This is a genomic window from Polaribacter pacificus (assembly GCF_038024035.1).
GTDB lineage: Bacteria > Bacteroidota > Bacteroidia > Flavobacteriales > Flavobacteriaceae > Polaribacter > Polaribacter pacificus.
This window is the reverse complement of sequence record NZ_CP150664.1, coordinates 1,042,179-1,057,012: the sequence shown is the minus strand read 5'-3', so window position 1 is coordinate 1,057,012 and position 14,834 is coordinate 1,042,179. Positions and strand designations below refer to the sequence as shown.

The 14,834-nt window shown below is 35.4% G+C and carries 11 protein-coding genes; 5 read left to right on the top strand and 6 right to left on the bottom strand.

The window, feature by feature from the left end; genetic code table 11:
• Window positions 1-10: 10 nt before the first annotated feature.
• The 6 genes from WHC90_RS04780 to uvrA form a co-directional block, all read right to left on the bottom strand.
• Complete coding sequence (locus WHC90_RS04780) at window positions 11-751, bottom strand: hypothetical protein (protein ID WP_188597352.1); 741 nt, start codon at window positions 749-751, stop codon at window positions 11-13.
• Between the two features lie 188 nt (window positions 752-939).
• Window positions 940-2,646 carry a hypothetical protein gene (locus WHC90_RS04775; protein ID WP_188597351.1) on the bottom strand — a complete coding sequence of 569 codons (1,707 nt, stop codon included), beginning with the start codon at window positions 2,644-2,646 and terminating at the stop codon, window positions 940-942.
• A 10-nt stretch (window positions 2,647-2,656) separates the two neighbouring features.
• On the bottom strand, window positions 2,657-3,406 hold the full coding sequence (locus tag WHC90_RS04770; RefSeq protein ID WP_188597350.1) for a hypothetical protein: 750 nt from the start codon (window positions 3,404-3,406) through the stop codon (window positions 2,657-2,659).
• A 123-nt stretch (window positions 3,407-3,529) separates the two neighbouring features.
• Entirely contained in the window at window positions 3,530-6,250 is a 2,721-nt protein-coding gene (locus WHC90_RS04765; protein ID WP_229664860.1) for an aminopeptidase, read from the bottom strand.
• Between the two features lie 112 nt (window positions 6,251-6,362).
• Entirely contained in the window at window positions 6,363-7,073 is a 711-nt protein-coding gene (locus WHC90_RS04760) for a TIGR00730 family Rossman fold protein (protein WP_188597348.1), read from the bottom strand.
• 21 nt (window positions 7,074-7,094) lie between these two features.
• The gene (gene uvrA / locus WHC90_RS04755) at window positions 7,095-9,923 is read right to left on the bottom strand and encodes an excinuclease ABC subunit UvrA (RefSeq protein WP_188597347.1); all 2,829 of its coding nucleotides are present in this window, start codon (window positions 9,921-9,923) and stop codon (window positions 7,095-7,097) included.
• Between the two features lie 110 nt (window positions 9,924-10,033).
• Between uvrA and WHC90_RS04750 the strand changes: the two genes are divergently transcribed.
• The 5 genes from WHC90_RS04750 (at window position 10,034) to WHC90_RS04730 (ending at window position 14,827) form a co-directional block, all read left to right on the top strand.
• A complete protein-coding gene (locus WHC90_RS04750; protein WP_188597346.1) occupies window positions 10,034-10,261 on the top strand; it encodes a PspC domain-containing protein in 228 nt (75 codons plus the stop codon).
• Window positions 10,258-11,259, top strand: a complete 1,002-nt coding sequence (locus tag WHC90_RS04745; RefSeq protein ID WP_188597345.1) for a potassium channel family protein — start codon at window positions 10,258-10,260, stop codon at window positions 11,257-11,259. The genes WHC90_RS04750 and WHC90_RS04745 overlap by 4 nt, the downstream gene beginning before the upstream one ends.
• A complete protein-coding gene (locus tag WHC90_RS04740; RefSeq protein ID WP_188597344.1) occupies window positions 11,259-12,161 on the top strand; it encodes an SDR family oxidoreductase in 903 nt (300 codons plus the stop codon). The genes WHC90_RS04745 and WHC90_RS04740 overlap by 1 nt, the downstream gene beginning before the upstream one ends.
• Before the next feature lie 85 nt (window positions 12,162-12,246).
• A complete protein-coding gene (locus WHC90_RS04735) occupies window positions 12,247-13,923 on the top strand; it encodes an alanine/glycine:cation symporter family protein (RefSeq protein ID WP_188597343.1) in 1,677 nt (558 codons plus the stop codon).
• 10 nt (window positions 13,924-13,933) lie between these two features.
• Window positions 13,934-14,827 carry a ComEA family DNA-binding protein gene (locus WHC90_RS04730; RefSeq protein WP_188597342.1) on the top strand — a complete coding sequence of 298 codons (894 nt, stop codon included), beginning with the start codon at window positions 13,934-13,936 and terminating at the stop codon, window positions 14,825-14,827.
• Window positions 14,828-14,834 lie beyond the last annotated feature (7 nt).

The window sequence follows — 14,834 nt, the reverse complement described above, 5'->3', positions numbered from 1 at the left end:
TTATCTTATATTAAAGTTTGATGGCTAATTTAATTTGTGCTCTTGGAATAAATTTTAAAGATTCAAAAGCGTCTTGTAAGTTGGCTTCTTGATCTTTAGTCGGTGCTAATAATTTGGTAGCGTCTAGCGTTACCTTTGGAGAACTTGCAAAATAAGTTCCAAATTCAAAGCTCAATCCAATTCTGTTTTTTGGGACCGCTCTACCAAAACCAATCCCTAAGAAAGGGGCTGCGCCCGACCATTTAGAATCAATCAGTACATGTCCTACATTTTCTGCAGTCACGGTGACAGCACCATAGGTTACGTCTTCTTGATAGGTTACTTTTGCATTGAGGTTTACATTAGATAAAAGCCCTACACCAAAAGTTAGCTTAAAAGAAGATTTTGTAAAAGGTGTATACTCACCACCAAAATCCCAAACTTGAGTTTCGAGGCTTCCTAAAATGGTTACATCATCTGCTCCAATGTTTACATCTTTAGCTTCATAATCTTTTAGACTAAACATATGGTAGGCAACACGGGCAGTTAATTTGTTTCCTAATTTTCTTGCAAACTCAAAGCCAATCCCTGGTGAACCAAAGGACACTGCGATAGCGTTTTTTCTGTTTGAGAGGTCTTTTGTGAAAACTGAGTTGTAGCTTGTCGTTGTAACAGCTGTATCAGTAAAAGCAGTACTGCCTGGAGCCGTTTGTGCTTGCGTAGTTAGCAGGGTAAAAAACGCCACTAGCATACTAAAGTAATTTTTTTTCATTTGTTGATTTTAAGTTGGTTGTATAAATGTTTCATTATAAGTACGAAAGTAAAAAAAAAGAAACAAAAAAAAATTAGTACCCCTACTAATTTTTTATACTGTTGTTTTAAGACGAGTAGACACTTTTACTTATAACCAAAAAAAACCAGCAGAGCTGCTGGTTTTTTTCAAATAAAAATAAATGAAATCTAGAATCCTAATTTATTACAAACACTTGCGGGGATGTTAAAATTTTCTATTTTAAATGTGGCACTATCAAATGTCCATTTGTTTACATAGCTTTGACCTTGGTACATTATTTTAAAAGTATACTCCTTGTTTAGCTCAAAACCTTTTAACGTTAGTTTTCCGTTTTTAATGGTGCCAACATTCTTAAAAGTCTGGTCATCTTTTTCTACATATAAAACAATGCCATCTGGCACAAGTGTCTTGTCATTACAGTTAGCAGAAACGTCTATTTTAATATCTGGTATGGAAGCAGCTGCGGCATTCACGGCATCGACTCCTGCACAAATATCTTCTTTTTCAACATCTTCAGAAACGGTGCTACTACCAACATGTTTTGTTACTTGTAATTGTACGGCATCCTTAAATTCTGTTATGTTTAAGGTTTGCAAAAACTGGGTTACGCGTTGTAAAAATTGTGTTACTTGTGGATTGATGCCATCGTTTTGTGTTTTTGCCAGCGTAGCTGAAGATACACTTTCACCTGTAAGGGTAAACGTTACCTGTGCACTAGGTGAAAATACACCGCCAAAGGTTACGGTACCATTTCCACCAGGAGCAATTACGGAACTACCACCAAACCCACCGCGTAAAAAAGTTTGATCATCTTTCGTTTGATTTGAAGAAGTACAATCATTGGCCAAGCTTTTGTTTGCTGTCTTAGCGGTCAGTGCACCCGCACCAAAACGCACCATTTCTGTCGTCGTAAACTCAATACGAAGCATGCCATTTGTATTGTCTTTTACTACGGTACCATTTTGATAAAACGTCCAGTTGTTGGTCGTTTGGTCATTTTTGTAAATAGGATAGCTGTCTCCTATTTTAAATGTAGCTCCTGTTTCTAAATTGTAGATATTGTTTTCAACACCTATAGATACCGTAACGGGCGTAGTAGATTTTGTGATTTTTTTTCCATCTAAGGAGATGTCTATCGTTGTATAACCAATTAAGCTTAGTGTTTTGTTAGTTATCTTATTGCTGTTTTGATCAAACACTTCCATGTGCTCAAGGTCTATTTCTGTGTCTAAAACTAGACCAAACGGACCTATGTTTTTAATGTTGGTTGTTAAATTGCTTCCTGTTACAGCTGCTCCATTAGCGTCCATAAACTTGGTGCCCACTGGGATGCTTATTTTTGTTGATGTCAATGACTTTTCTTTTGAAGTTTCCATAGTCACTATAGAGGTGGTTGCATCATTGGTAAGACTTGTGCTATTTGATTTTCTTTCTAGCCCTAAAGTTTTAGCTTCGTTTAACATTGGTAAAGTTACCTTAGAAATAGTGTCTGCAATTTTCACAGCATAGGTAGCTGTTTTATAGCTTCCTCCACTAACAGTTACATCAAAGTTTAATTCTTTTACCCCTACACTCTTGTTTGGGTTTACGCTTAATTGAATAAAACCATCATTTTCTGTGATGGCAAATTCTCCAGCTTCACTCACCAGTTTGTCTGCATCTGCTCCGCTAAAGACTACGGTAAAATCAGTATCTATGATGTCTTGTTGGTTGCCATGAACATCTGTAAGTTCTAAGGTTGCAGTTTGCTCAAAAATAGCATTGGTTACGCCAATATTAAAGTCTTCAATTTTTTCTGTAAATTCTGTACAGCCAATAATCCCAAGGATAGTCACTGCTGCAAAGACGGCTTTTTTATGTATGTATTTTTTCATGATTTCTGTATTATAGTTTGATGGCTAATTTAATTTGTGCTCTTGGAATAAACTTTAAAGTTTCAAAGGCATCTTGTAAGTCTGCTTCTTGGTCTTTGGTAGGTCCTAATAATTTGGTCGCATCTAAGTTTACCTCAGGAGAGCTTGCAAAATAGGTTCCAAACTCAAAGCTCAATCCAATTCTGTTTTTTGGTACCGCTCTACCAAAACCAATTCCTAAAAAAGGTGCTGTTCCAGACCATTTAGAATCAATTAGTATATGACCCACATTGGCAGCAGCCACAGTTACATCTCCATAAGTAATGTCTTCTTGGTAGTTTACCTTAGCATTAAGGTTAACATTTGATAAGATTCCTAGTCCAAAAGTCAATTTAAAAGAAGAGTTGGTAAAAGGAGCGTACTCGGCACCAAAATCCCATGCTTGGGTTTCTAGATTTCCTAAAATGCTTACTTTTTCTGATCCAATGCTAACATCTTTAACTTCATAATCTTTTAGATTAAACGTGTGGTAGGCAACACGAGCAGTTAATTTGCTTCCTAATTTTCTTGCAAACTCAAAGCCGATTCCTGGAGATCCAAAAGAAACTGCAATGGCATTTTTGCGTTCAGATTGATCCAATGCAAAATAAGAGCTTGTGTTCTTTGTAGTGGTCTTAAAAACAGAAGACTCATTGCTAATGTTGGTTGTGGGCTGCTGTTGGGCAAAACTCTGGAGGACAGAGCCACACACCAAAGCAACAAGAAATAATTTACTTTTCATAAAGGCTGTTTTTTGGTTAAAAAATATTTCACACTATGTAAAACAGTGTAAATAGACGATAAAAAAATAAAACAAGCTGTATTTGGAGCGTTACAAAAGCGTTACAAAAGTATTGTTGAGGTTTTACAAAAAACCTCTTCTAAAAAAGTTGTAAATAGTTGTGGGTCTGACGGTTAGGACAAATCTAATTTTGCTAGGATAGGCTTCTTGAGTAACTTCCCAGCCCAAATTTGAGTAAACAGGGAAATACAATTCTAAGATATTATGAATAAAATTAAAACGTATTCCATTTTCATACGCAAAATAGGTATTGCTATTCTTGTTTTTTAAAAAAGCCACATCGTTGTAGTATTCAATCCAGTTCCAAAGTCCAATACTTGAGTTTAATGAAATCATAAACTGATTGGCATATCGGGTTGGTAATATAGATTTGAAACCTCCATCAGAAATAATTACCTGCTGACTAAATATCCCTTTACTTTCTGAGCGGCCAAAGTAAAGTTGTTCAAAAAGGTAATCAGATGGGCGATCCAACCCAAAACTAAAATAATTGGTTTGAGTCTTGTTGTTTAAAAAGAAACCTGCAAATACACGAAAATCTAATTGCCTGTTTGTGGCGGTTAGTTTTCGATAGCGTAAATCACCAGATAATTTTGTGAATTTTGCAGAGAAATCTGCGTTAATTTTATATTGTAATCCTTCAATGATATTAGGTTTCGAATAAAAGTAGTTAAGGTTAAAAACACTGTAAATGTCTTTTTCTTGTTGCGCAGTTCCTGGGGCGACTTCTTTGTGTACGCTCACGAGTTTAGCGGTAAGTGATTTTCCTCCCACATCACGCAAAGAGTTTCTTCTAAAGGCTACAGCTATATAAGGAGCAAAGGTGCTATAAGATAATTCTGGAGCATAATGTGAATTGCTGGTGAAAAGTCCATAAGAGATGTTGTGGATTTTACTGCTTTCAAAATACTGTTTGTACATTAAAGAAAAATACCCTGTAATTGAATTGCTCTTTGTGGCGTAAGTGGGGGCAATTTTAAAGGTAAGGTTTCTCGCTAAAATAGGTTTGTTGTGTAGTTTTAATCCTAGACCCAAACCATCATAGTAATTATAGCTAAGTTCTGGTTGGTAAAACAACTGATGGTAATAAGGGTCTTCTATGTCTTTAATAAATCGCAGTTGGATGGGTTTGTCTAAGAGCGTTTTTTTAACGTTTTTCCAATTGTCTAAAGAGTTGTATTCTGGGTACAATTGCTCATAGTTTAATGAAACCTTATCAAAATCACCTTTTGGAATTCGCACCGTTTTGCTACTGTCAATACCTGTAAACCACTCTTTGAATTTTATTTCTTTGTTTTTTACTCCATATAACGCCACTGGAGCCGTGATGTTTCTTTTGTTTTTTATGGTGATGTCTAAAGAGTCGTTAACCAGTTGTACTTTTTTAATGGTATAATCAATTTTTTTGTTGGTTTGTAAATAATCGCCAAAAAACCAGTTTAGATCTTTGTCTGTTTTGCTAGTGATAATAGCTCTAAAATCTGAACTGTTTGTGTATTGTAGTTTTTTTTGCTGATAGAAATCCTGAAAAGATTCTTTTACAACGCTGTCACCTAAATAACCTTTTAAGTATTGTAGTCCTAGGCCCGCTTTGTATTTTGCAGCAATTTTTCTGTTGAAATTTGATAAAGAATCAGCACGTGTGGTTAGGGCTTGGTCTAAGAATTTACGTGTACTAAATTGGTAGACAAAAGGATATTTGTCATTAAAATTTAATTTTGAAAAATTAAAACCTCGAACACCCCAAATTTTAGAAATCTTACCGAGTAGTTTTACTTCAGGGTAGTAAGTGTTTGCATATTCTATAAGCAAATAGGTTTGCAAACCGTCAGTTAACCAATAGTCGTTTCTTTTGTCTAACAAAAGTGTATTTTCTATATAGGCTTTGGTTAAAGCTTTAAAAATAGTCATATCCCATTCAAATACATCAGAAAAAGGGCTTAAGAAATCAGGAAGTTGATTAAGTCCGTAAATGGGGTTTTTTTCTTGGGTGTTTTTGTCGATAAGCATTTTTTTATGCGGATAATCCCCTAAATAACTTTTTATAAATTCAAGCTCTCGATTTATCAAATCAGTGGCAAGCTTGTTGTTAATGCCTTTGGGAGATAGATCTGTAGCAAGCTCAAAATCTGTGGTGTTAAAAAGGGTGAAATTTGATTGACTGTCTAAATGTAAAACGATATCTGTATAATTTTTACCTGTAAGTCTATAGCCATCATTTTCTTTCTTAGTGCTTAGATTGCTATTTAGGAAAAGTTTTGAGTCTGTCTTTAAAAAGATGTCAAAATTGGTGCTTTCCATGATCAGATCATCGATGTTTAAATTGCTCATCAATTCCCAGCCTTCTTTGTAAATGGCTGGTGACAAATACCAGTATCGTAGATGATAGCCAGTTTTTGTTTTTCCATAGCCTGTAAATCGATCTTGAGGGATCTTTACTTCATAAGTAGTGTTGATCTGAAGACTGTCTCCGGGAGCAAGGGCTTTGCTTAAGCCTATTTTAATAATGTCTGATTGTTCTTTTAGCTCTTGGTAGTTAACGGTTTCAAAGTCAATGGTTAGGTTTAGTATTTTACTATGGCCACGGTCACTACTTTTAGCAAAATACAGGTCCTTTCTATAATCTTCGATTAAGCGTTTGCCTAATGGAGTCTCATTATCTCTGTAACCATTTGCCCAATTGTGAAAATAAATTTCTGTTAAACTGTCATTACTTTTGTTTACAAACCAAGTTTCTTGTTTAATTTTTAATAAGTCCTTTTTGGTATTTAGTAGGACATTCATTTTTATGGTGTTTTGCTGTGCGTTCACAGCAAAACTTACCAGCATTAGAATAGCTGCTATGTATTTTTTACAATTCAACAGTAGTCAATATAAAAACAAACATAAAATAGACTTAGAAATTTGGTTTCAGACTGTATTTTTTATAGAATCTGTTTAGATGATCTATAGCTTCTTCTGCTGTGTCAACAATTCTAAATAAGTTTAAGTCATCTTCGCTAATATTTCCTTCTGCAATCAAGGTTTTTTTAATCCAATCTAACAAACCTCCCCAAAATTCTCTACCGACTAAAACAATTGGAAAACGTCCAATTTTTTTGGTTTGAATAAGCGTAATAGCTTCAAACAGTTCATCCATTGTTCCGAAACCTCCAGGCATTACAATAAAACCTTGTGAATACTTTACAAACATCACTTTTCGGACAAAGAAATAATCAAACTCCAAGTTTTTATCATTGTCTATCCATGGGTTGAAATGCTGTTCAAAAGGCAGTTCTATGTTTAATCCAACAGAAGTTCCTTTTCCGCGATGGGCACCTTTGTTACCTGCTTCCATAATTCCAGGGCCTCCACCAGTAATCACTCCAAAGCCATTTTGAGTAAGTTGATACGCAATTTCTTCTGCTAATTTATAGTATGGGTCTTCTGGTTTGGTTCTTGCTGATCCAAAAATAGATACACAGGGGCCAATTTTACTAAGTTTTTCATAACCTTCAACAAACTCAGACATGATTTTAAAAATAGCCCAAGAGTCGTTAGACTTTATCTCGTTCCATGTTTTTTGACCTAGCTTCTCTCTAATTTTTCTTTCATCATTTAAACTCATAATCGTATTTTTTTGTTTTTACTAGTTGTTGCTTAATTCTTTCTTTAAAAACTTAGCGGTGTAGCTTGTTTTGTGCTTAATCATCTCTTCTGGACTGCCTTCAAAAAGGACTTGACCTCCTTTTTTTCCGCCTTCCATTCCGATGTCTATAATATGATCTGCTAATTTAATCACATCCAAATTGTGTTCTATAATTAAGACGCTGTTTCCTTTGTCGGTTAATTTGTTTAGCACATCCATAAGTACTCGAATATCTTCAAAATGCAAACCTGTAGTTGGTTCATCTAAGATATAAAAAGTATTACCAGTATCTCTTTTAGACAGTTCTGAAGCCAATTTAATACGCTGAGCTTCCCCTCCAGATAAGGTGGTAGATTGCTGTCCTAGGGTGATATAACCCAATCCCACATCTTTTATTGTTTTGATCTTTCGATGGATCTTAGGAATTTTTTCAAAAAAGACCACTGCCTCATTGATGGTCATGTTTAGGATATCTGATATGGATTTTCCTTTGTAACGAATTTCAAGTGTCTCTCGATTAAAACGCTTTCCTTGACAGGTTTCACAAGCAACTTGAACATCGGGTAAGAAGTTCATTTCTATCACGCGAACTCCACCTCCTTGGCAGGTTTCACAGCGGCCTCCTTTTACATTAAAAGAAAAACGACCTGCTTTGTAGCCTCTAATAGCGGCTTCGGGTGTTTTGGTAAACAAGCTTCTAATCTCACTAAAAACACCTGTATAGGTTGCTGGGTTTGATCGAGGAGTTCTTCCTATAGGAGATTGATCAATGTCAATCACCTTATCAATATGTTCTAAGCCATTAATTTTTTTATAAGGCATTGGTTTTTTTACGCCGTTGTATATATGAGCGTTTAAAATAGGGTAGAGGGTTTCATTGATTAGGGTAGATTTTCCACTTCCAGAAACTCCGGTTACACAAATCATCTTTCCCAAGGGAAAATGAATAGTCACATTTTTTAAATTGTTTCCAGTGGCACCAGATAACACAATCTCTTTTCCGTTACCCGTTCTTCGTTTTTTAGGGAGGCTAATTTCTTTTTTACCTGTTAGGTAATCAGCTGTTAAACTACGTTGGGTGCAGAGTTCTTTAAAGGTGCCTGCGCTCACGATTTCACCACCGTGTTTTCCTGCGCCAGGACCAATATCAAAAACATAGTCAGCATGCTCAATCATGTCTTTATCATGCTCAACCACAAGTACAGAGTTTCCGATGTCTCGTAATTTTATGAGTGAGTCAATGAGCTTTTGATTGTCTCTTTGATGCAATCCAATACTAGGTTCGTCTAAAATATAAAGTACACCTACCAATTGAGAGCCTATTTGCGTAGCCAGTCGAATACGTTGCGCTTCACCTCCAGATAATGATTTAGAGCTTCTATCTAAATTTAAATAATCAAGTCCAACATCCAGTAAAAACTGAATTCGTGTTTTAATCTCTTTTAAGATTTCATCTGCGATAGCATGCTGTTTTTCGCTTAGTTCTTTATCAACTTTCTCAAACCAAAGAGCTAGCTCAGTAATGTCCATTTGGGCTAAGTCTGCAATACTTTTGTTGTTTATTTTAAAGTAGAGGGCTTCCTTTTTTAAGCGTCTCCCAGAGCAGCTTTTACAGTGAACTTCGTCCATAAATTCTTTTGCCCAACGCTTTATGGATGCGCTGTCACTAGCCTCGTATTGACTATTGATAAAGGCAATAATACCTTCAAAATCAATTTTGTAATTTCTTGTGACCCCCATGGTTTTTGACTGGATTTCAAACGAATCATTTCCTCCGTTTAAAATAATGTCCATGGCTTCTTTTGGAATGTTTTTAATCGGGTCATTTAGTTTAAAATTATACCGATCAGCGATCAGTTGTAGCTGTTTAAAGATCCAGCTGTTTTTTTGTTCTCCTAAAGGAACAATTCCTCCAGCCTTGATAGAAAGGTTTGGGTCTGGGATGATTTTTTGCAGATTTACTTCATTAACTATACCAAGTCCGTTACAGCTTTGGCAAGCTCCTTTGGGTGAGTTAAATGAAAAAGTATTGGGCTCTGGGCTTGGGTAAGCAATTCCGGTTGTTGGACACATGAGTTCTCTACTAAAATAACGAGGACTATTTGTCTCCAAATCAATGACCATTAAAATATTATCTCCTGTGTATAGGGCAGTCTTTATGGTCTCTTCTAGGCGTTTCTCTGCAGATTCATTGATAATTAACCGATCGATGACCACTTCAATATCATGGGTCTTGTATCGGTCAAGGCGCATGCCTTTTGTTATTTCTTGTATTTCTCCATTTACCCGAACCTTTACAAAACCTTGTTTGGCAATCTGCTCAAACAATTCTCGGTAATGTCCTTTTCTCGATTTAACTAACGGTGCTAAAACAGCAGCTCTTTTGCCGTCAAAATCTGCTAAAATTAATTCCTTAATCTGGTCGTCAGAATAGCTGATCATCTTTTCGTTGGTGTTGTAAGAATAGGCATCCGCAGCTCTTGCAAAAAGCAACCGTAAAAAATCATAAATCTCAGTGATGGTTCCAACCGTAGATCTAGGGCTTCTGTTGGTGGTTTTTTGCTCGATAGAAATTACAGGAGAAAGACCGTCAATCTTGTCTACATCGGGTCTTTCAAGGCCTCCTAAAAACTGTCTCGCATAGGCAGAAAAAGTTTCAATATACCTGCGTTGACCTTCGGCATAAATAGTGTCAAAAGCCAATGATGATTTACCACTCCCGCTTAAACCAGTAATGACAACGAGTTTTTCTCGGGGTATTTTAACATCAATGTTTTTTAAGTTATGTGCTCTTGCACCAAAAACTTCTATATACTCTTGTTCTTTCAATTTAGCTAAATTATGGAGAAAGGCAAAGTTACACAAACCAAATCATTTTTGATAAAAAACTCCAAGACAAATCCCAAGAAAATGCTATCTTGCAATAAAAAGAATTCTCCATGAGTTTTGTGCATTCTGTAAGGCATTTTTTTGAAAAAAACGGTTTTCATGTTTCTTCACGTTTGGCTGATAGGCTGGGGATGAGGGCAATGAATGTTCGCTTGTTTTTTATTTACATATCATTTGTAACAGTTGGATTGTCCTTTGGATTTTACCTAACCTTGGCTTTTTTGTTGCGTTTAAAAGATATGATTTACACCAAACGCAGCTCTGTTTTTGATTTATGAAAAACCTATTTCTTACAAAATTACACAAAGCAGCAATCCTCTTGTTAATTATTTTAGCAATTGGTGTTTCTGGTTATATGATTTTATCTGGCGATAGTTTTATCAACTCCTTATATATGACCATTATCACTATGACTACTGTTGGTTTTAGTGAGGTTCATCCATTGACGAATGAAGAAAAAGTGTTCACTATTTTTCTTATTTTAACCAGCATTACTGTGTTTGGATATGCGGTTTCAGCTTTTACTGAGTACATAGTAAGTGGACAGTTATTTCAACATTTAAAACTTAAAAAAGTGCAAAAGAAAATTGGGAAATTAGAAGGCCATACCATAGTTTGTGGTTATGGAAGAAACGGAAAACAGGCCATTTTAAAGTTGCAAAACTACAATCAAGAAGTGGTCGTTGTAGAAAGAGATAAGGAGCATATCGCTCAGCTGGATGCAGAAGGGATTATTAATGTAGAAGGAGATGCAACCACGGATGAAAGCTTATTAAAAGCAGGAATAGAAAGAGCTAGTAATTTAATCACAGCTCTGCCTTCTGATGCAGATAACTTGTTTGTGGTACTTACAGCGAGTCAGTTAAATAAAAACTGCCGAATAATTAGTAGAGCCTCTAGTGATACATCTTTTGGTAAACTTAAATTTGCAGGTGCAGACAATGTAATTATGCCAGATAAATTAGGAGGTGCACATATGGCTTCTTTGGTTGTTACTCCAGATCTATTAGAATTTGTAGATCGCTTGGCCATAGAGGGAGAGCACATCGCTAATCTAGAAGAAGTAGCCATTAACGATTTGCCTTCAATGTATTTAGGGAAAACCATTTTAGATCTTGATTTAAGGCGTCAGACAGGTTGTACAGTTATCGGCATAAAAACACCCAAAGGAGATTATCTAATCAATCCAGAGTCTACAGAGATAATGAAAAAAGATACCATATTAATAGTATTGGGTAGGCCAGAACAAATTTTGAAATTAAGGAAGCTGTTTTAATGAAAAAGAGTGTAGTGATTACCGGTAGTAATGGGCTTTTAGGGCAGACCCTTTTAAGTCTATTGCTAAAAGATCCCAGTATGTATGAGGTTATAGGCTTTTCTAGAGGTCTAAATAGAAGCAGACGAGATGATTTTAAATATGTAAGCATAGATATTACAAATAAAGAAAGTCTTGAAACTCAGCTCTATGATATTAAACCTGATTTTATAGTTAATACGGCAGCAATGACCAATGTTGATGCCTGTGAAAGTGATAGAGAGGCTTGTAAAGCGCTAAACGTTTCTGCGGTTGCATATTTGGCAGAGATATCAAAAAAAATTGACGCTCATCTGATTCATCTTTCTACAGATTTTATTTTTGATGGAACCCAAGGGAATTATAAAGAGACAGATTTGCCAAATCCTTTGAGTTATTACGGTGAAACCAAATTGCAATCTGAGGATGTTTTAAACAAATCTACTATTGATTTTACTATTCTTAGAACCATTTTAGTTTATGGACTTACTGCCGATATGTCTAGAAACAATATTGTGTTGTGGATTAAAGAATCTTTAGAAAAGCAAAAAGAGATTACTATTGTTAATGATCAATTTAGGGCGCCAACTTATGTCTTAACTTTAGCAGAAGCTTGTAAGCGTTGTATCGATATCAGAGCAATAGGCACCTTTAATATCGCCTCTAATACCTTGTTAAGCATATATGAAATTGCCCTGCAAGTTGCAGAGGTTTTTGGTTTGGATTCACAATATATAAAACCCATAGCAACTGCTACCTTAAACCAACCTGCAAACCGACCTCCAAAAACAGGTTTTGATTTGACAAAAACTAAAAATGAGCTCAATTTTCATCCAAAATCATTTATGGAAGATTTGTTAAAATTTAAACAAGAATTAACTTAATCTTCATTTTTAATGACTAAAAATTGTTAAAAGTTCATTTTTTTTATGATATTGCGGGCACTAATTAAATAAACTAATAGTTCTCATGAAGAAAAAACTTCTTTCGCTGCTTTTATTTGCAGTACCAGTATTTACATTCGCTCAAGAAAAAGGGATAGATGAAAAAATTAACGATGCCTTTATGCCAGTTGCTACTTGGTGGGAAGGTTTTATTTTAACAACTGTTCCAATAGGTGAGTATAACGTGCCTTTTGTGGTGATTCTTTTAGTTCTTGGGGCTACTTTTTTTACTATCTATTTTAGAGTTCCAGCGATCACTCGTTTTAGTACTGCTATTAGTACTGTTAGAGGTAAATATGTTGATATCGAAAAACACGGTGTTGATAAATTATACAATAATGATGAAGCCTTAGCGGTAGAAGATATACAAGATACCATTAGAGATGAGAGTGCTCATGGAGAGGTATCTCACTTTCAAGCTTTGGCAACTGCTGTTTCTGGAACTGTAGGTTTAGGGAATATTGCAGGGGTTGCTGTTGCAATTGCCTTAGGAGGACCTGGAGCAACCTTTTGGATGATTATTTGTGGATTGATTGGTATGTCAACCAAGTTTGTTGAATGTACCTTAGGAGTAAAATATAGAGACGTAGGACCAGATGGGACTATCTACGGAGGACCTATGTATTACTTATCAAAAGGTCTTAAAGAAAGAGGTTTAAGCAATTTAGGAAAAGTTTTAGGAGGTTTATTTGCTGTTTTATGTGTTGGTGCTTCTTTTGGAGGTGGTAATGCTTTTCAGTCAAATCAAGCTACTGTTCAGTTAGTATCTTTGTTTGGGTTAGAAGGAGGTTCTTCAGGATTTATAATCGGAATTATTTTGGCTGTTTTAGTTGGGATTGTAATTATTGGAGGAATTAAGCGTATTGCTAAAATTACCGAAAAGATTGTTCCATTTATGGCAGGTATTTATATTGTTGCGTCATTAATTATTATTTTATCACATGCATCATATATTGATGATGCCTTTACTTTAATTATTGATGGAGCTTTTACACCAATGGCAGGTCTAGGTGGTGTTATAGGGGTAATCATTGTTGGTTTTCAACGTGCTGCCTTTTCTAATGAAGCAGGAGCAGGATCTGCTGCGATTGCACACTCTGCTGTTAGAACAAAATATCCAGCATCTGAGGGTGTTGTTGCTTTGTTGGAGCCTTTTATTGATACTGTGGTAATTTGTACGATGACTGCATTGGTTATTATATTTTTCAATATTGATGGAACCAATATGCAAAGTGTTTTCCAATATGGAGCTGCTGGAGATTCTAGTAGTAGTGTATTGTTAAATTCTGATGGAAGTTCTATTGGAGGGGTAGATTTAACATCTATGGCTTTTGATGCAGTTATTCCAGGGTTCTCATATATATTAACAATCGCTATTGTATTGTTTGCATTCTCTACGATGATCTCTTGGTCTTATTACGGTCTTCAATCTTGGAAATATCTTTTTGGAAGAGGAAAGGCAGCTGATATGTTGTATAAGATTTTATTCTTAATATTTGTGGTTGTTGGAGCTGCTGCAACTTTAGATGCAGTAATTAAATTCTCTGATGCAATGATTCTGGCTTTGGTGTTCCCAAATATGATTGGATTGTTGTTGTTGTTCCCGAAAGTACGCGAGGAAATGAAGCGATATATTAGAGCAATTACTATTAAAAAAGAAGCTTTGGAAGATGGTCATGTAGACGTTACAGAGCATATGTAAAAATAAAATTATGTTTAAACTAAAGCCCCATTTCTGGTATTCAAAAAGCCAACGGAATGGGGTTTTTGTTTTGTTGGTACTAATCCTAACAGGACAATTTCTAATTGGTTTTGTTGATTTTTCTAAAGATCATGATCCAGGTTTGTATGCTAAAGACCTAACAGTTTTGCAAAATCAGGTAATTCAGATGAGGAAACAAGAATTAGCAAGAAGAGTTTATACACCACAACCATTTAATCCCAATTATATTACAGACGCTAAAGGAAAGCAGTTGGGTCTGTCTTTGCTAGAAATAGACCGCCTCTTGGCGTTTCGATCTACGGATAAATTTGTGAACACTGCAAAGGAGTTTCAGCAAGTAACAAAGATCTCTGATAGTTTATTACAAGTCATTTCTCCTTTTTTTAAATTCCCCGACTGGGTGGTTAAAAGAAATATAGAGGCAAAAGAAAGTAAGGGTGCTTTAGAAGCTCAAAAGAAACCAGTTGGCAAACAAATTATAAAACTCAAGGATTTAAATTTAGCAACAGCCGATGATTTTCAGAGCATCTCAGGGATTGGTACTGTCATTTCTAAAAGAATTGTGAATTATAGAAGCAGATTACAAGGCTTTAGCAAGCTAGATCAGTTGTCTGAGGTTTGGAATTTGACGCCAGAGCTTATTGTAAAAATCCAAGAGCGATTTGAGCTTAGGTCATTGCCAAATATTCAAAAAACCAATGTTAATACGGCTACATTTAAAGAAGTCTTATCAAATCCTTATATTGATTACGAACTCTGTAAAAAAATATTCAACTACCGTTCAGAGGTCGCAGAATTACAATCTATTGACGAATTAAAAAATATAGCTGGGTTTCCTATAGAAAAATACGATAGAATAGTTATATATTTGGAAGCTAAATAAACAGACA